This is a genomic window from Collimonas sp. OK607, from assembly GCF_900111995.1.
In the GTDB taxonomy this organism is placed as follows: Bacteria; Pseudomonadota; Gammaproteobacteria; order Burkholderiales; family Burkholderiaceae_D; genus Collimonas.
The window spans coordinates 178,184-201,036 of the sequence record NZ_FOKF01000001.1; the positions used below are offsets into that span (position 1 = coordinate 178,184).

Below are 22,853 nucleotides of genomic sequence, written 5' to 3' on the forward strand. Positions count from 1 at the left end.
CCTTGTTTCAATATTGAAACCGGCCACCGTCGCTCCGGCGATGTTGACGCGAGAACCCGGAGCCGATATTGCGCAGATACTACAAGTTGAAGCCTGGTGTCAGCTACCCACAGTCCAATTAGCAACGCCATGCAGCGGCAGGGAGTCAGTCGAGAAAAAATGCAGTAGGAAGACAAGCAAACAAAGGCTGAAATCGTGTATTTAATTTTTCGGGGATGGGATCATGAGAGCCGAACAGATAGTGGATTTGATTGCTTGCGCCAGCCCACAAGCGCAGATACCGGGAAATGATTTGCTGATCGGGATGCTGGCGCGGGAGATTGCGTCACTGTCGTACAAGCTGACCGAACAGGAGTTATATCGTTTGATAGCCGTTGGTTCCCTGGTGTATGAACGGGGGCGTCGCGGCAGGATTTGAGATAACCGCGAGATAACCGCGAGATAACCACCGGTTAATGCAGATCGGCGCTGGAACAAACACGATTACGACCGGCAAATTTTGCCGCATACAGCGCTCTGTCTGCAGCCTGAATCAGTTCAAAAGGAACATTTCCATCCCTGACCGGGACGAAGGCATCGACGCCGGCACTGATAGTGACTACACCCTCAGGGTCGCCAGGATGCTCGATCTGCAGATTGTAGATGGCAAGCCGGATCTTTTCCGCAACCGCAACAGCACCCGCCAGATTGGTATCGGGTAGCAACACCGCTATCTCTTCGCCGCCGTAACGTGTCGCCAGATCGCCTGGACGATTTTTGCTGGCTTTGACAGTGTCACTGATCTGCCGCAGGCATTCGTCGCCGGCCAGATGCCCGTAAATATCATTAAATTGTTTGAAGTAATCGACATCGATCATCACCAGCGCCAGTGAATTCCCGGTGCGCACGGCGCGACTGAATTCGTCGCGCAGCGCGCTGTCGAACTGGCGCCGGTTGGCGAGGCCGGTCAGGCTGTCTTGCAAGGCGAGTCGTTCCAGATGCTGATTGAGGGATCTCAGCGATTCCTGGACCCGCAGCAGATCGGCTTCTGCCAGCAAGCGCAACTTGATCTGATGGATCAGCCGCCAGCCCAGCAGGGCCAGGGCCAGCGTCAGCAGCATGGCGCCAAACAGATGCAGGTAGGTGTCGGCGCGCCAGTCGGATAACACTTCCTCCTTTGAGCGGGCGACAGTGACGAATAGCGGATATTGCTCCAGATGGCGATAGGCGATCAGCCGCTCCACGCCGTCCTGGCCGGAGCGCATGACGGCCGTGCCGACGGCGCTTCTGGAAGCATAGTCGCGGTAGATCGGATAGTTAGACAGGTTCTTGCCGATAGCATCTTCCACCATCGGGCGCCTTACCAGCATGGTGCCGTCATTCAAGCTTAGAAAAATAGAACCGGCGCGGCCGATATCGAAACTTTCGTAATAGTTCTTGAAGTAATCGATGTTGATGGTGCCTAGCACCAGGCCGGCGAAGCTGCCGTCGGGATGGTTGAAGCGTCTGGAGACGGTGACTATCCAGGCGCCGGTGGAGCGGCTGCGTATCGGCGGCCCGATGTAGGGGCCGCGGCTGGCGTGGCTACGGTGATAGCCGAAGTATTGCCGATCGGAGTTGTTGACCACCGGGATCGGTCCGCTGCGTGCGTTGGCTAGCCACAGTCCGTTTTCATCGTAGATAGAGAGATCGTTCAGCTGCGGCAATTCGGCAATGTGCTGGATCAATAATTTATGCAGGCGCTCCAGCGAGGCGCTGCCGGTGCCGTCGACTTCGAGGCGTTCAATCACGCCTACCAGCACAGTGTCGGCTTCCTTGATGGTGTCGTCGGCATGTTGCGACAGGGCGCGCGCCAGGTTGGAGGTCGCAATTTCGGTTTGGCGCAAAGCGATATCGTGCGCATTCCAGCTGCGCCACACTTCGATCGTCATCAGCGAAGCGCAAACCAGTACTACGAAGATGGTCGCAAGAAAGGTGATGGGTAGCGGTTTGAGGCTAACATGCGTTGGCCGAGGCGCTATCGCGATGGGAGCGTTCATCGTATCTCCTGACAATAGCGCGTTGGTCCATGTTTCAGTTTGGCCGGATTCCCTTGCGATATTCGGTCGGAGAAGTCCACATGTGCTTGCGGAATAATTTGGCGACGTGCTCGCCGCTAAACAGGCCGCAGCGCCGTGCAATCTTGTCTACCGGCAAGTCGGTCTCGGTCAGTTGCTGGCGTACTGCTTCCAGGCGCAGATTCAGCAGGAAGTCATGCGGCGTCTGTCCGGTTTCACGCTTGAACTGCCGCACGAAATTTCGCTCGCTCATGGAAACATAATTGGCGGCGTCGACTACGCTGATCGATTCGGCCAGATGCTCGACAAACCAGAGCGAAGCTTTGTGGATCTTGCTGGCCTTGACGGGGGCATTGGTTGGCGACGCCTGATTGACGGTCGGCGTATCGCGCCGACGCTGGCACACCACCAGGCTTTGCGCCACGCGCCGTGCAACCGTCGGGCCGAGATCGTTTTCCAGCAGGCGCAGCGCCAGGTCGGTCGCCATGCCAACGTCGCAGGACGTGAAAATTCCATCGTCTTCGCTGATTTGCGCTTCGCGGTCGATTTTTATCAAAGGGAATTCACGCGCCAGTTTATCCAGCAGTGCCCAATGCGTAGTGGCGCGGCGATTATTCAGGAAGCCCGCAGCGCCGATCACGAATACGCCGGTGCAGATTGCAGCGACGCGGCGTACTTTGCTGCGCATTTGCTGAAGCCAGGCAATCAAGTCGGGATCGCGGTAAGCGTCGAAGTTTCCGGTGCCGCTGGCGATGAGCAGTGTGTCGAACTGATGTGTGCCGACAGATGCCAGCGATGAGGTCATGATTTGGACCGAGGCAGACGACATGATCATGCCGCCCGAGATAGAAAGAACTGAAACCGAGTAACGCGTGGTGCCAGGAAATACTGTCGACATCAGCTTGTCGCCGATGCAGAAAACATCTGCAGCGCCTACCACGTCTGCCAACACGACCCCTTCGAAAACAATGATCCCTATATGCCTGGTCGAGCTAGTGTCTAAGCGGCTGTCGCCTATCACCTCAAGTGTCTTTATGCACTCGATATCCATGTGACTCTCCCCACACGCAATCTACCTTTTTGCATTGCCGGGACGCAATTTTTTATTGGTAAATTACTATGTTCCATTCTGCTACAAAATTTGATTTTGTCCAGCGAATGATTGTTAAATTTAGTTAGTTCCGTGGCGTATTCACACAAAATTTCTTACGGCAACTAAAAGTCCATTCTTAAATTTCTTCTGAGCATCAGTGTTGATTTTCATTAAGTATTTAATTGCGTGCCAAACTGTTTTATTGCATCCGAACTTAAACAATATCGCTCATCGGATTGTCATCTCTAAACCCGTTCTTGCGTTCATCCATTGCGTTCATTCAATTGGGCGAACTAGTGTTCGTGCATTCCCCTTTTGTCGTCGAGCGCGTCTTGCAGGCGAGAATTTTCCAGCGTCAGTTCAGCCACAATCTGTTTCAGCTTGGCATTCTCGTCTTGCAGGCACTTCATGTCGTGCGGATAACCTTGCAGGCCACCGTATTGCCTCTTCCAGTTAAGGAAGGTGCGTTCGGTAATTCCAGCCTGCCTGATCACGTCGGCCAACGGCATGCCTAGCTCTTCCTGTTTGAGAGCGGCAGCAATTTGGTCGCTTGAGAATGGCGAACGCTTCATGGCATTCCCTCGCCTTCTGGTGGTTAGCGATCTTTTAATTGCGATAGATCTGGCAATTTATCCAAGCCAAGTCGAGCACGAATTACGGGATCTTTGTACTGATCACCGATGTTGTTGATATTGTTTTGACCGATCACGCCGGTTGAAGATGCAGCAGGAGGAACCGGTGCGGCTGGAGCTCCAGGTGCTGCGGCTCGTTCCATGCCAGGGCAAGAACGTCCGGTCGATTCAACTGCTTTCCGATTGGCTTCGCTTTGGCACAGCAAGGCAAGCGCGACATCGTTCAAACCCATTGCACGGAACTCACGCGAATCGAGTCGGCGTACGCAAGCCTGGTCGACCATGGTGGTGCCGCCGGTTGCGCCGAAACCTGTGAAGGACAAGCCGAACGATGCGGAACCCATGCAAGTGTCGGACAAGGTTGTGGTCAACGATGGCGCGACAATATTCGGTACTGTCTTGACGGTGTACGTGCCGCCGTAATCAACTGTGGCTTTGGTGTTGTTGGGGCTGCTGCCTGGATCGCCCGCTGCGCTGCTGGTGCCTGTTCCGGCTCCGGCTCCGGCTGTAGTGCCGGTACCGGACGTACCCGACGTGCCTGACGTACCTGAACCCGGCAGTGAAACCGATACGCTCACAGTTGAATTGCCACCGGTCGCTGCGCCGCCGGTTCCGCTACCGCCATTGGTGGCCGAAGCGCCATATGTACCTGAAATCTGGTTCGACGCGGTACCGCCCGCAGCCGTGCCACCTGCTGCCGATCCGCCTGATCCACCGCTGCCGCCAACGGCGGTTGCCGTAGATGTGGATGTGGATGTGGGCGTCGTCTGCGCAAAAACTGGTAATGTGAAAGCTGAGGCTACCAGGATACCTATAAGTTTGTGTTTCATGGCCTCTCCATCGTAATGCTTGGTTTTATAAGCGAGAGGAGAAAATTTCTTTTCCCTCTCGCAACTCATAGCTAACCGAGCCGTTACCTGTTGTTGTTATTACTGATTGCCGGCTTTTGCCGATGAGAATGCACTGCCGCCAAAGCCCCCGTTGCCAGCAGTAGCATTGCCAGACAGGGCGCTGCCAGCGAACACAAAGTTTCCTGCCGAGCCGCCTGTATTGGTAGCGCCATTAATCGATGCATCTGCGTTACCGGTCCATGAGCCGCTTGTTCCTCCGCCCGAAAGGGCATTGCCGTTATTGGCTTGCGTACCGCCGGTGGCGCTGGATGAGCCAGCACCGCCTGTGGAGCTGCCAAACCAGCCAGCGTTGCCGCTGTTGCCGCCAGTGCCGGCGCCGCTGCTGGTTCCGCCGGCTGTAGTTGCGCCGCCTGTTGCCGTGCTGCCGCCGGCGCCGGTCCAGTTGGCGCCGGTATTGGCATTGCCGCCGGTAAGTGTTTGAGTGGCATTGCCGCCAACTGCTGTGCCGCCGGTGGCCGATCCGCCGGTTGCGCCACCTGAACTTGCCGATCCGCCCGCACCGCCTGCGCCACCGACCGACACTGCGGATGCGACGCTAGTGGTGGTGGCGGTACTTGTATTTGTATTTGAACCCGAGGATTGATGAGCGAATGCTGAGACGGCGAACAGTGAAACTATGGATGCGGCAATAATTTGCTTTTTCATTTCTGTTTCTCCTTGGAGGGGGGGGGCATCATTCACCAGAGTGTCTTGCCTGCACGCCCCTAGCCACAAGCAAGCGTTACCACTGATAAGTGCATGCCAGCTACGCGCTGAGCCGCCAGCTCCTGTTTGTTTGATCGGAGTTGCGCTCCCATGCGGCAACAGGCGTTGCGGATGCCTCATCAAGTCAAAACGAAAATGTCTGATTTCGACAAGGCCAAGCGTGATCGGATAGCGATACGGAGAAGGCGATCGACACTAGACTCATCGAGTGAGTACATTTGCGTTGATCTGATAATAGGACCGCAAAGCGGAGTGTTAATGACAAAACCTTGTCTGGTTCGGACACCTGAAATGGCCGATATGGATAATTTTTTTTGAAATGCGGGATGTGAGCGCTAACAAAAAATGACAAAAATGACAGTGCATTCACAGGGCACCCCCGAAGCCCGTTGTGAATAATGGCGTACGGAAATCTTATTGGTATTAGAGGTTGTCCGTTTTTGACAAGAGATAAAAAGAACTTGTGTGTTTTCCGACTGTCGGTGTCGGTAACCGTAGCGGGAGAGGGAATTTACTTCATCGTTATCGGCGTTGCGCTGTGTAAAAGTCGAGTTGCAGAAGCCTTGGCGAAAACTGCTTCTCTCTTTTACGCATCTTGCGGTTATCGGATATATTGCCGCATGCAAACGAATTTCTGCTCCGTGCTTATCCCATCTCAAAAAGACCAACAATGAATATCACCGAATTGTTTTTGCTCGCCGCCGTCTGGGGCGCGTCGTTTCTTTTCATGCGCGTCGGCACGCCGGAATTCGGCCCGGTGCCGCTGATTGCCTTGCGGGTGGGGATAGCGGCACTGGTGTTGCTGCCGGTGCTGCGGTCGGCCGTGGCACGCGCTCATGTGCGCAAAAAGGCATGGCCGTTGCTGGTTGTAGGGGTGACGAATTCAGCGCTGCCGTTTTCACTGTTTGCCTACTCGACCTTGTATGTCAACGCAGGATTCGATGCGGTTCTGAATGCAACCGTGCCGCTATGGACCGGACTGATTGCATTCGTATGGTTGAAAGCGCCAATGAGCCGGCCGCAAGTCATCGGCATGCTGGTGGGCATGGCCGGCGTGATTGTGTTGGTGTGGGACAAGATTGGTGAGGGGCAGCCCGGTGTCTGGCTGGCGACAGGCGCGGTATTGCTGGCCACGCTGTCCTACGGCTTCGCTATCAATTATTCGAAAACCCGGCTGGCCGGTGTGCCGCCGTTGGTGGTTGCATCCGGCAGTCAATTGGCGGCGACGCTGGTGTTATTGCCTTTGGCGTTCCTGTATTGGCCGGCAGCGCCGGTTTCGGCCACGGCTTGGTACGCAGTGTTGGCCCTCGGCGTGGTTTGCACTGGCTTCGCATATGCGATTTTCTATCGTTTACTGGATCGGGTGGGTTCGGCTTATGCTGCCTCGGTGACTTTCCTGATTCCCATATTTGGCGTGATCTGGGGCGCTGTTTTCCTGAAGGAGGCGGTGACGGTATCCATGATTCTGGGTTGCCTGATCATATTGTTTGGTACGGCCCTGGCAACCGGCAAACTCAATCCAGCCGGTTTTTTAAGCGGTAAAACAGCAAAATAAAGTCCGGCTCTCCTGTGTCGGAGAAATCCGGGATTCGTGAATATATGTAACATTCCGATAGCCAGTATGTCGTTTTCGCGGCTTCCGGCAGCGTAAATTGCCTGCTTCTATGGCATAATCAAGAGCTAAATTCACTGTTTTGCGCGCCTCGCAGCCGCCCTGGATCATGCTTAAAACGCTCTACGATAAACTTTGGGAATCTCACGTCGTCCATTCTGAACCGGATGGCACGGCGATTTTGTACATTGATCGACATCTTTTGCATGAGGTCACCAGCCCTCAGGCTTTCGAAGGGCTGAAGCTGGCAGGCCGCAAGCCCTGGCGGCTCCCGGCCAACCTGATGGTGGCCGACCATAACGTACCTACCACCAGTCGCGCCAACGGCATTGCCGACCCAATCTCGCGCCTGCAGGTGGAAACCCTGGATGCGAATGCCAAGAGCTACGGCCTGACCTATTTCGGCATGAATGACCATCGCCAAGGCATCGTCCACGTGATCGGACCGGAGCAGGGCGCAACTTTGCCTGGCATGACCGTGGTCTGCGGCGATTCCCACACGTCGACCCACGGCGCGTTCGGTTGCCTGGCGCACGGCATCGGCACTTCCGAAGTCGAGCATGTGCTGGCTACCCAGACCTTGCTGACCAAAAAATCCAAATCGATGCTGGTACAGGTCGACGGCGTGATTCCTGACGGCGTCACCGCCAAGGACATCGTGCTGGCCGTGATCGGCCGCATCGGCACTGCCGGCGGTACCGGCTATGCAATCGAATTTGCCGGTTCGGCGATTCGGGCGTTGTCGATGGAAGGCCGCATGACGGTATGCAACATGGCGATTGAAGCCGGTGCACGTGCCGGCATGATCGCGGTCGACGACACTACCGTCAACTACGTCAAAGGCCGGCCGTTTTCGCCGGTCGGACCGCATTGGGAGCGCGCCGTGGCTTACTGGCGCACCTTGCATTCCGATCCGGGCGCCAAGTTCGACATGGTGGTTACCCTCAACGCAGCCGAGATCAAGCCGCAAGTGACCTGGGGCACCTCGCCTGAAATGGTAGTGGCGATTGATGGCCGCGTGCCTGATCCGGACAAGGAAAAAGACGCCACCAAGCGCGACGGCATGGAGAAGGCTTTGGCCTACATGGCGCTGAAACCGAATACTGCGATTGAAGACATCCGTATCGACAAGGTATTCATCGGCTCCTGCACCAACTCGCGGATTGAAGATTTGCGTGCCGCAGCGGCGGTAGTGCGCGGCAAGTTCCGTGCTTCCAACGTCAAGCTGGCGATGGTGGTGCCGGGTTCCGGCCTGGTCAAGGAGCAAGCCGAGCGCGAAGGCCTGGACCGGATTTTCAAGGATGCCGGTTTCGAATGGCGCGAGCCGGGTTGTTCGATGTGCCTGGCAATGAATGCCGACCGCCTCGAACCGGGTGAACGCTGCGCTTCCACCTCGAACCGCAACTTCGAAGGCCGGCAAGGCGCCGGCGGCCGCACCCACCTGGTCAGCCCCGCGATGGCGGCGGCGGCGGGTATCGCCGGTCATTTCGTTGATATCCGTTCCCTGTGATCGAGTAGTTCGTACGCTCTGAATAAAATATTTACCGAAGGACAAAGATGAAGAAAATAGTCACCTTATGTGTTTTGCTGGCCAGCGTTTATGCATTGAGCGCTTGTAATACCTTCCACGGCTTTGGTAAAGATGTGGAACACGTAGGCGAGAAAATTCAAGGCAAATGATCACCTCGCGTGGGCGGGGATGGCAGATTGGGCAGATTGGAATCAAGAAATGAATAAATTTACTGTACTGGATGGCTTGGTAGCGCCGCTGGATCGCGCTAATGTGGATACCGATGCGATTATTCCGAAGCAGTTCCTGAAGTCTATCCAGCGGACCGGTTTCGGCCCGAATTTGTTTGATGAATGGCGTTACCTGGATCATGGCGAACCAGGCGTGGATAATTCGCGGCGTCCTTTGAATCCGGATTTTGTCCTGAATCAACAACGTTACCAGGGCGCATCGATTTTGCTGACCCGCAAGAATTTCGGTTGCGGTTCGTCGCGTGAACACGCGCCATGGGCGCTGGACCAATACGGTTTTCGTGCGGTCATCGCGCCAAGTTTCGCCGATATTTTTTTCAACAACTGTTTCAAGAATGGCTTGCTGCCGTTAGTGCTGCCTGAGGCGCAAATCGACCGTCTGTTCGATGAAGTCAAGGCCTTCCCGGGTTATCGCCTGATAATCGATCTGGAGAAACAACTGGTCTGCACAGCCAATGGCAGCCTGGCGTTTCCGTTTGAAGTCGGCGAGTTCCGTAAGTATTGCCTGCTGAACGGTCTTGACGATATCGGCCTGACCCTGCGCCAGTCCGACAAGATTCGCGACTTTGAAGAGCGCCATTTGTCTGCTCAGCCTTGGTTGAGCAATACAATTTAAGCGGCTTGACCAGTAACTGGTCACTGATACTGATATTTTTTGAATTATTCAATCCAGGAAAAAATGAAAATAGCAATTTTGCCAGGTGATGGCATCGGTCCGGAAATCGTTGAACAAGCGGTTAATGTGTTGAACGTGCTTGGCGAAAAATTTGAACTGGAATCGGCTCCGGTCGGCGGCGCCGGCTATGCGGCGCATGGTCATCCGCTGCCCGAAGGCACCCTGAAACTGGCAAAAGAAGCAGATGCTATCTTGTTCGGCGCCGTTGGCGACTGGAAATACGATACCTTGGAGCGTTCACTGCGCCCGGAACAAGCAATTCTCGGCCTGCGCAAGCACCTCGGCCTGTTCGCCAACCTGCGTCCGGCGATCATGTATCCGGAACTGGCCGGCGCTTCGACGTTGAAGCCGGAAGTCGTGTCCGGACTGGATATCCTGATCATCCGCGAACTGACGGGCGACATCTATTTCGGTCAGCCGCGCGGTGTCCGCACGGCGCCGGACGGCGCTTTCAAAGGCGAGCGCGAAGGTTTCGATACCATGCGCTATGCTGAACCGGAAATCCGTCGCATTGCGCACGTCGCATTCCAGGCGGCGCAAAAGCGCGGCAAGCGCCTGACCAGTGTCGACAAGGCCAATGTGCTGGAGACTTTCCAGTTCTGGAGAGACATTGTCACTGAAGTCCATCAGGAATATCCGGATGTCGCGCTGGATCACATGTATGTCGATAACGCAGCGATGCAACTGGTGCGTGCGCCGAAGAATTTCGACGTTGTAGTCACCGGCAACATGTTCGGCGATATCCTGTCGGATCAGGCTTCGATGCTGACCGGTTCGATCGGCATGCTGCCATCGGCCTCGCTGGACGCCAACAACAAGGGTTTGTACGAGCCGTCGCATGGTTCCGCACCGGATATCGCCGGCAAGGGTATTGCCAATCCGCTGGCGACCATTCTTTCGGCGGCCATGATGTTGCGCTACTCGCTGAACAAGGCAGAACAGGCTGATCGCATCGAAAATGCGGTCAAGAAAGTATTGGCGCAAGGTTTGCGTACTGCCGATATTTACGAAGCAGGTACGACCAAGGTCAGCACCGGTGAAATGGGTGCGGCGGTGGTCAAGGCGCTAGGGTAAAAGAATTAGGCAGATGGGTCTGCCGTAATGTGAAGTGCGGGGCTTTTCCCGTTTATTGTTAGGGAATCATGATGAAACTGGTTGGTTTGGTCGGTTGGCGTGGCATGGTGGGTTCGGTCTTGTTGCAGCGTATGCAAGAAGAGGGCGATTTCGCCCATATCGAACCGGTATTCTTTTCAACTTCAAATGCTGGCGGTAAAGCCCCGGCATTGGCGAAAAACGAAACAACGTTAAAAGACGCCACCGATATTGAAGCCTTGAAAAAATGCGACATCATTATTACGTGCCAGGGCGGCGACTACACCAGCGAGATTTTCCCGCAATTGCGTGCCGCCGGCTGGAATGGCTACTGGATTGACGCAGCTTCGACGCTGCGCATGAAAGACGACGCCATCATCGTGCTGGATCCGGTCAATCTGGATGTGATCAAGGATGGTTTGAAGCGCGGCGTCAAGAACTACATCGGCGGCAATTGCACGGTGTCATGCATGATGATGGGCCTGGGCGGTTTGTTCGAACACGACATGATCGAATGGATGACCTCCATGACTTATCAGGCGGCATCGGGTGGCGGTGCGCAGCACATGCGTGAGCTGCTGACCCAGTTCGGCTCCATCAATGCCGAAGTCAAGGCGCTGCTGGACGATCCGAAATCGGCGATCCTGGAAATCGATCGCAAGGTGCTGGGCAAACAGCATTCCATGTCGGCTGACGAAATCAAGCAATTCGGCGTACCCCTGGGTGGCAACCTGATTCCCTGGATCGATAAGGATCTGGGCGAAGGCTTGTCAAAAGAGGAATGGAAAGCCGGCGCGGAAACCAACAAGATCCTTGGCCGCGGCGCCGGTTTCAGCAATGGCGGCAAGGTTATCCCGGTGGATGGCCTGTGCATCCGCATCGGCGCCATGCGCTGCCATTCCCAGGCTTTGACCATCAAATTGAAAAAAGATGTGCCGCTCGATGAAATCAATGACATCATCGCTAGCAATAACCAGTGGGTGAAGGTAGTGCCTAACGACAAAGAATCGTCGATGCGCGACCTGACGCCTGCGGCGGTTACCGGCAGCCTGACAATTCCTGTCGGTCGTTTGCGCAAATTGCAGATGGGTGGCGATTATTTGTCAGCATTCACCGTAGGTGACCAATTGCTGTGGGGTGCGGCAGAACCATTGCGTCGCATGCTGCGGATTGTTCTGGATACCTGACTTGTTACGGTAGTTGTGATATTGTTGCCGACTTGCAACATAGCCCGCTAAATATTTTCTTGAGGAAAGTCTTAGCGGGCTTGGCGTATCTGTCGGTATAGTATTTGTCAGTCCCTATCGACCGTTACGCCAATTGGTGCAGTGCTACGTAAACAGGCTCATTGTTTGTGAGGCGCCACACTAATGTCAATCTAGATATTGATTTTTAAAAAAACTGGGTACAGTATTTGCTTTCAGCAAGATTTGTTTCCTAATACGTCAACGGACAGCCCTTCATGCCACACAACATGCACCCGAATTCTTCGAATAAATTTATTTCCACCGGTTTAAAGACCCTCACTGCAGCCGTGGTTTCCGCCATGCTGATGATTTCCAGTGCAGAGGCTGCCGGTCTGGGTAAATTAACCGTGCTGTCCTCGTTGGGACAACCGTTACGTGCAGAAATTGAGCTTACCTCGGTAAGCCAGGACGAAGCGGGTTCGCTAGTGGCGAAACTGGCTAGTCCGGAAACTTATCAGCAAGCCAATATCGATTTCAACCCAGCCTTGTTGTCTTTGCAATTTGCCATCGATCAGCGCAATGGCCGCCGTTTTGTGCGGGTAACCTCGACCCAGCCTATCAATGAGCCGTTTGTCGACATGTTGATGGAACTCGGCGGCACCAAGGCACGTCTGGTGCGCGAATATACCTTGTTGCTTGATCCTGCCGGCCAGCGCCAGGCACAACCGGCACAAATTGCCGCGCCTGCAGCGCCGCGCGCCACAGCCGCAACCTCTACTGCCGCTGTCGCCCCTCGTTCGGCGCCAGTCCAGCCAGTAGCCCAGGCATCATCGCCAACCGGTTCGACCATCACCGATGCTACTCGCGCTGCTGCTGCCAAGGCAGTCGCTAGCGGTGCTAACGGCGCCACCGGTACAGCCAGCAAACCGGTGGCTGCTGCCACTGGCGCCGCCAGCCCGGCCAAAGCCACAGCCGCTGCGCCTGCAGGCGGTGATTATCACGTCAAGAAGGGCGATACGCTGGCACGCATTGCTAGCGAAAACCTGCCGGCCGGCATCTCGCTGGACCAAATGCTGGTCGCGTTATACCGCAGCAACGAAGGTGCGTTTGTCGGCAAGAACATGAATCGTCTGCGCTCAGGCCAGATCCTGTCGATTCCTAATGCTGACAGCGCAGGTGCTGTCAGTAAATCGGAAGCCAGGAACGTCGTAGTGGCGCAGTCCAAGGACTTCAAGAGCTATCGCAATACCTTGGCCGGGCTGGTGGAATCGGCCGCGCCGAATGCTGCAGCTGAATCCAGACAAAGCAGCGGCGGCAAAATTACTGCCAAGGTGGAAGAACAAGCCACTCCAGCCAGCGAATCCAAGGACAAGCTGAAATTGTCGCGCGGTTCTGCTGCGGCTGCGGCCGGTGCTGCCGATGCCAAGGCTGCTGCCAATGCGGCGACTGAAGAGAAGATTGCACGGGAAAAAGCTGCCGCCGAGGCCGCTTCGCGCGTCAAGGAGCTGGAAAAAAATGTCAGCGACCTGCAGAAAACTCTCGAGTTAAAGAACAAGAACCTGGCTGACCTGCAAAATCAGGCTGCCAATGTGAAGCCTGCCGTACCTGCACCTGCTGCACCTGCACCAGTTGCAGCGGCGCCGGCACCAGCAGCGGTAACACCACCTCCGGCCGTGCCTGCGGTTGCCCCGGTTGTGGCAGCTCCAGCAGCAGCCGTTGCGGCAAGTTCGGCTTCGGCCCCGGAAGCAGTTGCTGCTGCCTCTGCAGCCGACGCAAGTGCTAAGCCAGCGGCCCCGGTGGTTGCTGCGGCACCCGCTGCCGTAGCGCCTGCAGCGCCGGCTGCGGTTAAACCGAAGGTGACAGCACCGCCTCCGCCAGAGCCAGGTTTCATTGAAAGCCTTACCGAAAATCCATTATTGCTGCCGGTTGGCGGTGTCCTGGTGGCGTTGCTGGCCGGTCTCGGCTTGTTCCGTTACCGTCGCAACCGTGCGCGTGAGCAGGCTTTCCTGGACAGCAGCGGCGCGCCGATGACCAATTCGGGTTTGAAGGGTAACTCCTTGTTCGGCTCGACAGGTGGCCAGAGCGTCGACACCAAGAACAGCATCTTCAATTCAAATTTCGTACCGTCGGTCAGCCATCTGGATACCAATGTCGATCCGGTCGCCGAGGCAGATGTGTACATCGCTTACGGACGCGATGCGCAAGCCGAAGAAATCCTGAAAGAAGCGCTGCGCAACCAGCCAAACCGCAACGCGATTCGCGTCAAGCTGCTGGAAATCTACGCGAACCGTAAAGATCCACGCTCGTTTGAAATCCTGGCCAGCGAGTTGTACAGCCTGACCCGCGGTGAAGGTGAAGACTGGCAGCAGGCGGCCGCTCTTGGTCTGAATGTCGATCCAGCCAATCCTTTGTACGGTGGCGGTAAATTGCAGGATCAGGTAATTGCCAAGGCCAATTCGATTACTGCGCCGACTCAGCCGATGGAAGGTCTCGATTTCAATTCGTTGACTGCGCCGACCGAGCCGCAAGCTGCGCCGATTCCTGAACTGGTGCACACCGCGGCCCCGGTAGAATTACTGGCGCCGTTGACGGCAACGGAGCTGGGCAAGCATGCCAGTGCACCTGCAGCTTCTGTAAACGATATGGATTTCGATCTGGAAGAACTCGGCAGCGAAGCATCCGCCAACCAGAACACTGTATTGCTGTCGCCTTCCCACGAAACCGGCAAATCCATGCTCGACGCACTCGATTTCGAGTTGGACCATAAGCCTGCCGCAGCGCCGAAAGTCGCGGAAAAGAGCGTACCGGCGCCGACCGCGTTTGGCACGCTGGAAATCCCTGCCGGCGGCCAGCCTTCGAATTACGAACCGGCTCATGCCCATATCGATATTCCAGCGGAAGCCAAGCCAGTCAAAACACCGGCGGCACCTTCGTATGCGCAACATGCCGAACCTATGGCTGCACCGCTGGAGTTTAATCTGGCCGGCATGAATCTGGATCTGGACAGCGCAGTTCATGCACATGCTCCCGCCAAGGCAGAAGGCGCCGCATTTGCAACAGTGGCGACTGACGTAGCCGTATCTGCCGCAGCCAATCCTGAAATGGCGACCAAGCTGGACCTGGCCGTTGCGTACAAGGAAATCGGCGACAAGGAAGGTGCGCGCGAACTGCTGGAAGAAGTATTGAAAGGCGGCAGTGCAGAGCAGGTCGATGCAGCGAAGACATTGCTGGCCAAGCTGTAACTGCCATGTAAGCTAGTACAATATCAGCAGCATTTTGCTTTTGACGGGCGCAGCGTTATGCTGGCGCCCGTTTTTCTTTTTTTTAACAGGAGCTGGATTGAAACGTATCGTTCTAGGCGTGCAGTACGACGGCACACCTTGGCAAGGATGGCAGACCCAACCTAACGGCAAGACAGTGCAGGACCGGCTGGAAGCTGCCTTGCAAAAATTCACGCAAGGCCCGATAGACACGATTTGTGCCGGCCGTACCGATTCGGGTGTGCATGCGCTTGAACAGGTGGTGCATTTTGATACGCCTTTGTCGCGCGAAATATCTTCCTGGGTGCGTGGGTTGAATGCTTTCCTGCCGTCATCGATCGCCGTGCGATGGGCTCATGAGCTGCCTGGGCTGCCTGCGCCTGCCGATGGAGACGTGGCGGATCACGGCGCCAGAGACCAGTTCCACGCGCGTTTTAGCGCCACTGCCAGAACTTATCACTACCTGCTGTACAACAATCCGGTCCGCTCGCCGCTGCTGGAGGGCAAGGCAGGTTGGGTATTCCGGCCATTGGAACTTGAGTTGATGCGTCAAGCTACGGCGCATCTGGTCGGCACTCACGATTTTTCGGCGTTCCGCGCAGTGGAATGCCAGGCCAAGTCACCGATACGCACCATGGACGAAATTCGCATCGAGCAGCGTGGCGACCTGATCGTATTCACCTTGCGCGCCAACGCCTTCTTGCATCATATGGTGCGCAATATCGTCGGCTCCCTGATCTATGCCGGCAATGGGAACAAGCCACCGGAGTGGATCGCAGAATTGCTGTCGCAGCGCGATCGCCGGCTGGCTGCGCCGACTTTCATGCCGGACGGTCTGTACCTGGCGCAAGTGGCCTATGATCAGAAATGGCAGTTGCCCCAGCAACCGGCTGGATTGATGCCTTGGTTATAGATGTCCCGCGCTTGCGATGTCAAATTATCATTTTTGAAGTAATGTTTTCAAGGTGATGTAGTGCGCAAGTTAATGTTTTTTTGACTAGATTAAACTACACTAAAGCCCATGAGCCACCGTACCCGAATCAAAATCTGCGGCTTGACCCGCGAGCAGGATGTGCAAGCTGCCATCGCTGCAGGCGCGGATGCCCTTGGTTTTGTGTTTTACCCGAAGAGCCCGCGCTACGTCACCCCGCAGCAGGCCGCCAGGCTGATTGCCATCGTGCCGCCGTTTATCACCACGGTTGGTCTGTTTGTCAACGCCGAGCCGGAGCAGCTGCAAGAGATAGTGGCGCAGGCGCCGGTATCGCTGTTGCAGTTCCATGGCGACGAAACCGTAGAGCACAGCGCCTCCCTGGCGCAATCGGTAAACCGGCCATTTATACGTGCCATGCGGATTGGTAGTGCTACTGTGGCCGCCGATTTGCTAGAATACGCTCAGGCGTATCGTTCCGGCAGCCGTTTGTTTGCCGGATTGCTGCTCGATACCCTGGTTGAAGCTTATGGCGGCAGTGGAAAGGTATTTGATTGGTCTCTCATCCCAAAAGAACTCGCGCCTCAGGTCGTTTTAAGTGGTGGCTTGAGCGTGCTCAATGCGACTGACGCGGTAAAGCGCGTACGTCCCTTTGCGGTCGACATCAGCAGTGGCGTCGAGCAAGACAAGGGCATCAAGGACGCCGCCAAGATTCGCGCATTTATTGAAGCGATACGGCAGGCGGACGCCGATCACGATCAGTTAGGTTAGAGAGATACACCATGAAAGAATTCACCCCCCTCGAGCAATATGCCGAGCGCCAGCCGCTCGCCAGTACCTCCTTGCATCAAAGCGCCCAATACAACTTGCCTGACGCCAAAGGCCATTTCGGCATGTACGGCGGCAGCTTCGTATCGGAAACCTTGACCCTGGCGCTGAGCGAATTGCAGCAGGCTTACGCCAAATATCAAAACGAGCCGCAATTCCTGGCTGAATTCCACAGCGAGCTGAAACACTACGTCGGCCGCCCCAGTCCGATTTACCACGCCAAGCGCTGGTCCGAGCAGATGGGCGGCGCGCAGATCTATTTCAAGCGCGAGGATTTGAATCATACCGGCGCCCACAAGATCAATAATGTGATCGGCCAGGCCCTGCTGGCCAAACGCATGGGCAAGCCGCGCGTGATTGCTGAAACCGGCGCCGGCCAGCACGGCGTGGCGACCGCCACCATATGCGCGCGCTTCGGCCTCGAATGCGTGGTCTACATGGGCAGCGAAGACGTCAAGCGGCAAATGCAGAACGTGTATCGGATGAACCTGCTGGGGGCCAAGGTAGTGCCGGTCGAATCCGGTTCGAAGACCTTGAAAGACGCGTTGAATGAAGCCATGCGCGACTGGGTCACCAATGTTGAAGATACTTTCTACATCATCGGCACGGTCGCTGGCCCGCATCCGTATCCGATGATGGTGCGCGATTTCCAGTCGGTGATCGGCAATGAATGCCTGACGCAAATGCCGGAAATGACCGGGCGCCAGCCTGACCATGTGATCGCTTGCGTCGGCGGCGGCTCTAATGCGATGGGGATTTTCTATCCCTACATCGATCATCACGACGTTGCCCTGGTGGGGGTGGAAGCTGCAGGCGAGGGACTCGCCAGCGGCAAGCACTCAGCCTCGCTGACGCTGGGTTCGCCGGGCGTGCTGCATGGCAACCGTACTTATCTGCTGCAAGATGCGAATGGCCAGATCATCGAAACCCATTCGATTTCTGCCGGTCTCGATTATCCGGGAGTCGGGCCGGAACACGCATGGCTGAAGGATTCCGGCCGCGCTACTTATGAAACCGTGACCGACGATGAAGCGCTGGCGGCATTTCATACCTGTTGCCGTATCGAAGGCATCATCCCGGCGCTGGAATCGAGCCATGCCTTGGCCTATGCGGCCAGGCTGGCTGCGACCTTGCCAAAGGATAAGATCATCCTGGCCAATTTGTCGGGCCGCGGCGACAAAGACATGCATACCGTTGCCGAACGGTTGAAGCTGGCTTAACACGGTTAGCCGAGATCCTGTCCGCAGCAGTCAGGTCCGCTGTGGACGGGCAAACAACCACAACGCATTCCATCGCATTTTCTATCTATAGAGCCTATGTCACGAATCCAGACTACCTTGGCAGCACTCGCCGCAAACAATAAAAAAGGGCTGATCCCTTTCATCACCGCCGGCGATCCTGCGCCGGAACTGACCGTGCCGCTGATGCATGCGCTGGTCAGGGGCGGCGCCGATATCCTGGAACTGGGGGTGCCGTTTTCCGATCCAATGGCGGAAGGCCCTGTGATCCAGCGCGCTTGTGAACGGGCGTTGAAATTCGGCGTCAGCTTGCATGACGTGCTGGGCTACGTGCGCGAGTTCAGGCAAACCAATGCCACCACACCGGTGGTGTTGATGGGTTACGCCAATCCTTTGGAGCGGATGGGCGTCGATGCCTTTATTGCCGCCGCCAAGGAGGCAGGGGTCGACGGCAGCATCGTGGTTGATTATCCGCCGGAAGAATGCGAAGAATTTGCCGAAAAAATGCAGGCTAACGGCATGGATCCGATTTTCCTGCTGGCGCCGACCTCGACTGAAGAGCGGATTGCGCAAGTAGCCAAGGTCGGCAGCGGATTCACGTATTATGTTTCATTGAAGGGTGTCACCGGCGCCGCCAATATCGATACCGCCGAAGTCGCAGCAAAAGTGGCGGCGATCCGCAAGCATGTCAAATTGCCAATCGGTGTCGGTTTCGGCATTCGCGATGCGGCGACTGCCAAGGCGGTGGCGCAAGTATCGGATGCGGTAGTGATCGGTAGCCGGATCATCCAGGAGTTGGAAAATACGCCGCGTGAGCAGGCTGTGGCGGCGGTAGAGAGCTTCTTGTCAGGGATACGGAAAGCGCTGGACGAGTAATTTAGATGTCGGAGTGGAAATATTTCCTGAATCAACTGGTTTGATTAACTATTTCGCTGATTTGGGGATGAAGGTACAATTCGGCAAGAAAAAAATCTGAAGGAGGTCACTCTATGAGTTGGCTAGAAAAATTACTACCCCCACGTATTCAGCGCAGCGACTCGGCAACCCGTAAATCGATCCCTGAGGGATTGTGGGTTAAATGCCCGTCGTGCGAAGCGGTTTTGTATCGCACCGACCTGGAGTCGAACATTCATGTTTGCCCGAAGTGCGATCATCACATGCGGATCCGTGCGCGTGAGCGCCTGGACGCCTTGCTGGACGCCGGCGGGCGCTATGAAATCGGCCAGGAAACCCTGCCGATCGATACCCTCAAATTCAAAGACAGCAAAAAATACCCGGACCGCCTGAAAGCAGCGATGGACGCCACCGGCGAAACCGATGCGCTGATCGTGCTGGGTGGTTCCATCATGACGTTGCCAGTGGTCGTGGCGGCGTTTGAGTTTGAATTCATGGGCGGCTCCATGGGTTCGGTGGTAGGTGAGCGCTTTGTGCGTGGCGCCCAGGTTGCGCTGGAGCAAAAAGTGCCGTTCATCTGCATCACCGCTACCGGCGGCGCGCGTATGCAAGAAGGTTTGTTGTCCCTGATGCAGATGGCCAAGACCACTTCGATGCTGACCAAGCTGTCGGAAAAGAAGTTGCCATTCATCAGCGTTCTGACCGATCCGACCATGGGCGGCGTTTCCGCCTCTTTCGCCTTCATGGGCGATGTCGTGATCGCTGAACCGAAAGCGTTGATCGGCTTTGCCGGCCCGCGTGTGATTGAGAATACCGTGCGCGAAAAGCTGCCTGAAGGCTTCCAGCGCGCCGAATTCCTGGTCACCAAGGGCGCGGTCGACATGATTGTCGATCGTCGCAAGATGCGTGAAGAGATTGCCCGTTTGTTGGCGCTGTTGCAAGATCAGCCGGCTGAATCCATCGCTTGATGTGAATTTCGCCATGGGGCCTGAACTGTTGCCGGTTCAGGCCTTTTGTTTTTAGTTGGATGTCAAAATGTCAAATATTTCCGCCAAGCCTGTGACGCTGGCCGACTGGCTTGCTCTACTCGAGTCACGCCACTTCAAAACCATCGACATGGGCCTGGACCGCGTGGTGCAGGTGAAGGAAAGACTTCAGCTGCAATTCGCCTGCCCGGTCATCATGGTTGCCGGCACCAATGGCAAAGGCTCGACCTGCGCCATGCTGGAATCGATCCTGCTGCGCGCCGGTTACAAGGTCGGCCTGTATATCAAACCGCATTTCCTCGATTTCAATGAACGCGCGCGCATCAACGGCGAATCGGCATCGGATGCCGCCCTGATCGCCAGTTTCGAGGCGGTAGAGGCGCAACGCGGCGATATTTCCCTGACTTATTTCGAATTCACCACGCTGGCCATCATGCATCTGCTGGCAGAGGCCAAGCTCGATGTGGTGATCCTGGAAGTCGGCCTGGGAGGGCGCCTGGATGCGGTCAATATCGTCGATGCAGATGTGTCGATCGTCACCAGCGTCGATATCGACCATACCGAATACCTGGGCGATACGCGCGAGAAAATCGGTTTTGAGAAGGCTGGCATTTTCCGTGCCGGCAAAGCCGCGATCTGCAGCGATCCGGTGCCGCCGCAATCATTGATCGATCATGCCAACGCGATCGACGCCGATCTTTGGTTGCTGGGACGCGATTTCAACTATACCGGCGACAAGCAGCAATGGAATTACGGCGGCCGCGGCCAGCGCCGTAATTCATTGGGCTATCCCAGCCTGCGCGGCGCCAACCAGTTGTTGAATGCCTCGGCGGCATTGGCTGCGCTGGAGGCGCTGCGGCAGGAGTTGCCGGTGAGTGCACAAGAGGTGCGTAGCGGTTTTGTCATGATGGATTTGCCGGGCCGCTTCCAGGTCCTGCCGGGACAGCCGCTGGTGATCCTGGACGTCGCGCACAATCCGCATGCGGCGGCGACCCTGGCCCAGAATCTCGACAATATGGGCTTTCATCCTTATACCTATGCCGTATTCGGCGCCATGCTGGACAAGGATATCGAGGGCATTGTCGCGCAATTGAAAACGCGCATCGATCATTGGTGCCTGACGGCATTACCGTTGCCGCGTGCCGCCACTGGCGAGCAGTTGAAAGAACGTTTGCTGGAGGCCGGTGTCCATCGGGAGGACGGGGCAAATGCGCAATCGAGCATCATGTCTTTCGATTCTCCTGCAGAAGCCTATGCAAATGCATTAAGCAGAGCAGGTGAGAATGATAGAATTGTGGTTTTCGGATCGTTCCTGACAGTGGCCGGTGTAATGGCGGCCCGAAAGTCTGGATTTCACTGACGATTTATCAGCGGGTATGCACGGGGTATGCGTGTGAACCGGCTCACTAGCTAGCAAAAAATATCGCATGGGTTTGTTCTCTTTTCTTCGCAAAAACAAGCAGCAAACAGACCCTGACCAGGGCGTTTATCGTTCAAAGGCGGATACCGGATTCGGTCCTGGCGCGGAACAGGGCGAACTGCCCCTGCGTACGCGCAAAGCCAAGGCAAACAAGGCCGGCAACCAGCCGAATGAAGCGGTAGATCCGGTCTTGCCGGAAAAGAAGCGGGCCCGGCGCCGGCTGGTGGGAGCTGTAGCCCTGGTGCTGGCGGTAGTGATCGTGTTGCCGATGATCCTCGATTCCGAGCCGAAGTCGCTGCCTAACGATATTGCAATTCAGATCCCGTCACGCGATAAGGTGGATGCAAGCGCGGGCGCAAATGCCTCGGCCAGCGCGGCATCGGTCAGTAATAGCAGCGGCCTTGATCAACAGGAAGAAATAGTCGATCCGGCCAGCAGCACCCCAGTTGCGCCAACACCGGCGCCACCGCCAGCGACCGTAGCCAAACCTGCCGTGTCCGACAATGCTGGCAATACTGCTGCAACTCCGCCTAAGGTGGTAGCAGCGGCGCCACCTGAGGCCGCGTCTAAGCCGGAACCTAAACCAGAACCTAAACCAAAGCCGGAAGCCAAGCCGGAAGCGAAGCCAAAGCCTAAAGCGGAACCAAGCCAGGTCGCCGATAAACAGGATGACGCAGCGCGGGCGCAAGCGATTCTGGACGGGCGGGGCGGGGCTGCGCCAGCAGCCGACAAGAAGCCAGGAAAATTCGTGCTGCAAGTAGCCGCACTGGCAACGCAAGACAAAGTCGATGAGCTGCAAGGCAAGCTGAAAGATGCCGGTATTCATTCATATACGCAAAAAGTTCCAACTCAGGCCGGTGAGCGCATCCGTGTCCGCGTTGGCCCGTTCAGTAGCAAGGAAGAAGCTGAAAAAACGCGCGCCAAGCTGGCCAAGCTGGGTTTGAGCGGCAGTTTGATTCCTGGTTAAAAACGAGCTGGCGGACGAGTGGCTTGATTTCGGCCGTATCTGGCGCCATATAGGTCACTGATCAAAGATATGCAGACAGCAATGCGGACAGCGTGACAATTTTCGACTATCTGGTGTTATTCGTACTGATCTGCTCGGTTGTGATCAGCACTTTACGCGGCTTGGTAAAGGAAATCCTGTCATTGGCAAGCTGGGTCGTAGCCTTGGTGATCGCCAACGCGTATGGTGAAAATCTGGCAAAATTGCTCCCCGAAGTGATTCCTGGAAATGTAACGCGTTTAATTGTGGCTTTCCTGGCATTGTTTATTGGCGTAAGGTTATTAATGATGTTGTTGAGCATGGCGCTGGAAGCCGTGATCAAAACCAGCGGTTTGGGGTTGGTGGATCATGGGCTGGGTGTCTTGTTCGGCGTGGCGCGTGGCCTGGTGATTGTATTGGCGGTGGTTTTGGTATGCGGTGCTACGGCAATTCCGCAACAGCCTTTATGGCGCGATGCGCTGCTGAGCCCGATGGCGGAGACTGCTGCACGGACTGTCATACCCTATTTGCCGGGTGAGTTCGCCAGCCATCTGAAGTTTTGAATTTGTTTTACAGGATTTGTGCAGGATTTCGCTGGCATGGCGAAGT

Annotated in this window: 21 protein-coding genes; 16 read left to right on the top strand and 5 right to left on the bottom strand. The window is 56.1% G+C overall.

Annotation, left to right across the window (positions count from 1 at the left end; all coding sequences use genetic code 11):
* Window positions 1-223 precede the first annotated feature (223 nt).
* Window positions 224-418 carry a hypothetical protein gene (locus BM029_RS00860; protein WP_092431746.1) on the top strand — a complete coding sequence of 65 codons (195 nt, stop codon included), beginning with the start codon at window positions 224-226 and terminating at the stop codon, window positions 416-418.
* Window positions 419-452: 34 nt separating this feature from the next.
* Here BM029_RS00860 and BM029_RS00865 read toward each other — a convergent pair whose 3' ends face one another.
* The 5 genes from BM029_RS00865 to BM029_RS00885 form a co-directional block, all read right to left on the bottom strand.
* On the bottom strand, window positions 453-2,018 hold the full coding sequence (locus BM029_RS00865; protein ID WP_092431748.1) for a sensor domain-containing diguanylate cyclase: 1,566 nt from the start codon (window positions 2,016-2,018) through the stop codon (window positions 453-455).
* 34 nt (window positions 2,019-2,052) lie between these two features.
* Complete coding sequence (locus tag BM029_RS00870; protein WP_092431750.1) at window positions 2,053-3,087, bottom strand: GlxA family transcriptional regulator; 1,035 nt, start codon at window positions 3,085-3,087, stop codon at window positions 2,053-2,055.
* Window positions 3,088-3,422: 335 nt separating this feature from the next.
* Window positions 3,423-3,701, bottom strand: a complete 279-nt coding sequence (locus BM029_RS00875; protein WP_092431752.1) for a transposase — start codon at window positions 3,699-3,701, stop codon at window positions 3,423-3,425.
* 23 nt (window positions 3,702-3,724) lie between these two features.
* Window positions 3,725-4,591: a hypothetical protein gene (locus BM029_RS00880; protein WP_092431754.1), complete on the bottom strand. Its 867-nt coding sequence runs from the start codon at window positions 4,589-4,591 to the stop codon at window positions 3,725-3,727.
* A gap of 99 nt (window positions 4,592-4,690) precedes the next feature.
* The gene (locus tag BM029_RS00885; RefSeq protein WP_092431757.1) at window positions 4,691-5,317 is read right to left on the bottom strand and encodes a hypothetical protein; all 627 of its coding nucleotides are present in this window, start codon (window positions 5,315-5,317) and stop codon (window positions 4,691-4,693) included.
* Window positions 5,318-6,047: 730 nt separating this feature from the next.
* Here BM029_RS00885 and BM029_RS00890 point away from each other — a divergent pair.
* The 15 genes from BM029_RS00890 to BM029_RS00960 all read left to right on the top strand — a co-directional run bounded on the left by BM029_RS00890 (window position 6,048) and on the right by BM029_RS00960 (window position 22,807).
* Entirely contained in the window at window positions 6,048-6,932 is an 885-nt protein-coding gene (locus BM029_RS00890) for a DMT family transporter (RefSeq protein WP_092431759.1), read from the top strand.
* Between the two features lie 166 nt (window positions 6,933-7,098).
* A complete protein-coding gene (gene leuC, locus BM029_RS00895) occupies window positions 7,099-8,499 on the top strand; it encodes a 3-isopropylmalate dehydratase large subunit (RefSeq protein ID WP_092432038.1) in 1,401 nt (466 codons plus the stop codon).
* Window positions 8,500-8,546: 47 nt separating this feature from the next.
* A complete protein-coding gene (locus BM029_RS00900) occupies window positions 8,547-8,669 on the top strand; it encodes an entericidin A/B family lipoprotein (RefSeq protein WP_092431761.1) in 123 nt (40 codons plus the stop codon).
* Window positions 8,670-8,718: 49 nt separating this feature from the next.
* Complete coding sequence (leuD, locus tag BM029_RS00905) at window positions 8,719-9,366, top strand: 3-isopropylmalate dehydratase small subunit (RefSeq protein WP_092415661.1); 648 nt, start codon at window positions 8,719-8,721, stop codon at window positions 9,364-9,366.
* Between the two features lie 63 nt (window positions 9,367-9,429).
* The gene (gene leuB, locus BM029_RS00910; protein WP_092431762.1) at window positions 9,430-10,500 is read left to right on the top strand and encodes a 3-isopropylmalate dehydrogenase; all 1,071 of its coding nucleotides are present in this window, start codon (window positions 9,430-9,432) and stop codon (window positions 10,498-10,500) included.
* Between the two features lie 71 nt (window positions 10,501-10,571).
* Window positions 10,572-11,705: an aspartate-semialdehyde dehydrogenase gene (gene asd / locus BM029_RS00915; RefSeq protein WP_092415603.1), complete on the top strand. Its 1,134-nt coding sequence runs from the start codon at window positions 10,572-10,574 to the stop codon at window positions 11,703-11,705.
* Between the two features lie 275 nt (window positions 11,706-11,980).
* On the top strand, window positions 11,981-14,947 hold the full coding sequence (locus BM029_RS00920) for a motility hub landmark protein FimV (RefSeq protein ID WP_244544844.1): 2,967 nt from the start codon (window positions 11,981-11,983) through the stop codon (window positions 14,945-14,947).
* Window positions 14,948-15,044: 97 nt separating this feature from the next.
* Window positions 15,045-15,878, top strand: coding sequence for a tRNA pseudouridine(38-40) synthase TruA (gene truA / locus BM029_RS00925; RefSeq protein WP_092431764.1), 834 nt, complete (start codon window positions 15,045-15,047; stop codon window positions 15,876-15,878).
* A gap of 108 nt (window positions 15,879-15,986) precedes the next feature.
* Window positions 15,987-16,664 carry a phosphoribosylanthranilate isomerase gene (locus BM029_RS00930; protein ID WP_092431765.1) on the top strand — a complete coding sequence of 226 codons (678 nt, stop codon included), beginning with the start codon at window positions 15,987-15,989 and terminating at the stop codon, window positions 16,662-16,664.
* 11 nt (window positions 16,665-16,675) lie between these two features.
* Window positions 16,676-17,941 (top strand): tryptophan synthase subunit beta, encoded by a 1,266-nt coding sequence (gene trpB, locus BM029_RS00935; RefSeq protein ID WP_092431766.1) that lies wholly within the window; start codon window positions 16,676-16,678, stop codon window positions 17,939-17,941.
* A 96-nt stretch (window positions 17,942-18,037) separates the two neighbouring features.
* Entirely contained in the window at window positions 18,038-18,835 is a 798-nt protein-coding gene (gene trpA, locus BM029_RS00940) for a tryptophan synthase subunit alpha (protein ID WP_092431768.1), read from the top strand.
* A gap of 113 nt (window positions 18,836-18,948) precedes the next feature.
* Window positions 18,949-19,821: an acetyl-CoA carboxylase, carboxyltransferase subunit beta gene (accD, locus tag BM029_RS00945; RefSeq protein ID WP_092415597.1), complete on the top strand. Its 873-nt coding sequence runs from the start codon at window positions 18,949-18,951 to the stop codon at window positions 19,819-19,821.
* Between the two features lie 67 nt (window positions 19,822-19,888).
* Window positions 19,889-21,199, top strand: coding sequence for a bifunctional tetrahydrofolate synthase/dihydrofolate synthase (folC, locus tag BM029_RS00950; protein WP_092431769.1), 1,311 nt, complete (start codon window positions 19,889-19,891; stop codon window positions 21,197-21,199).
* 67 nt (window positions 21,200-21,266) lie between these two features.
* On the top strand, window positions 21,267-22,226 hold the full coding sequence (locus BM029_RS00955) for an SPOR domain-containing protein (protein ID WP_092431771.1): 960 nt from the start codon (window positions 21,267-21,269) through the stop codon (window positions 22,224-22,226).
* A 92-nt stretch (window positions 22,227-22,318) separates the two neighbouring features.
* Complete coding sequence (locus BM029_RS00960) at window positions 22,319-22,807, top strand: CvpA family protein (RefSeq protein WP_092431773.1); 489 nt, start codon at window positions 22,319-22,321, stop codon at window positions 22,805-22,807.
* Window positions 22,808-22,853 lie beyond the last annotated feature (46 nt).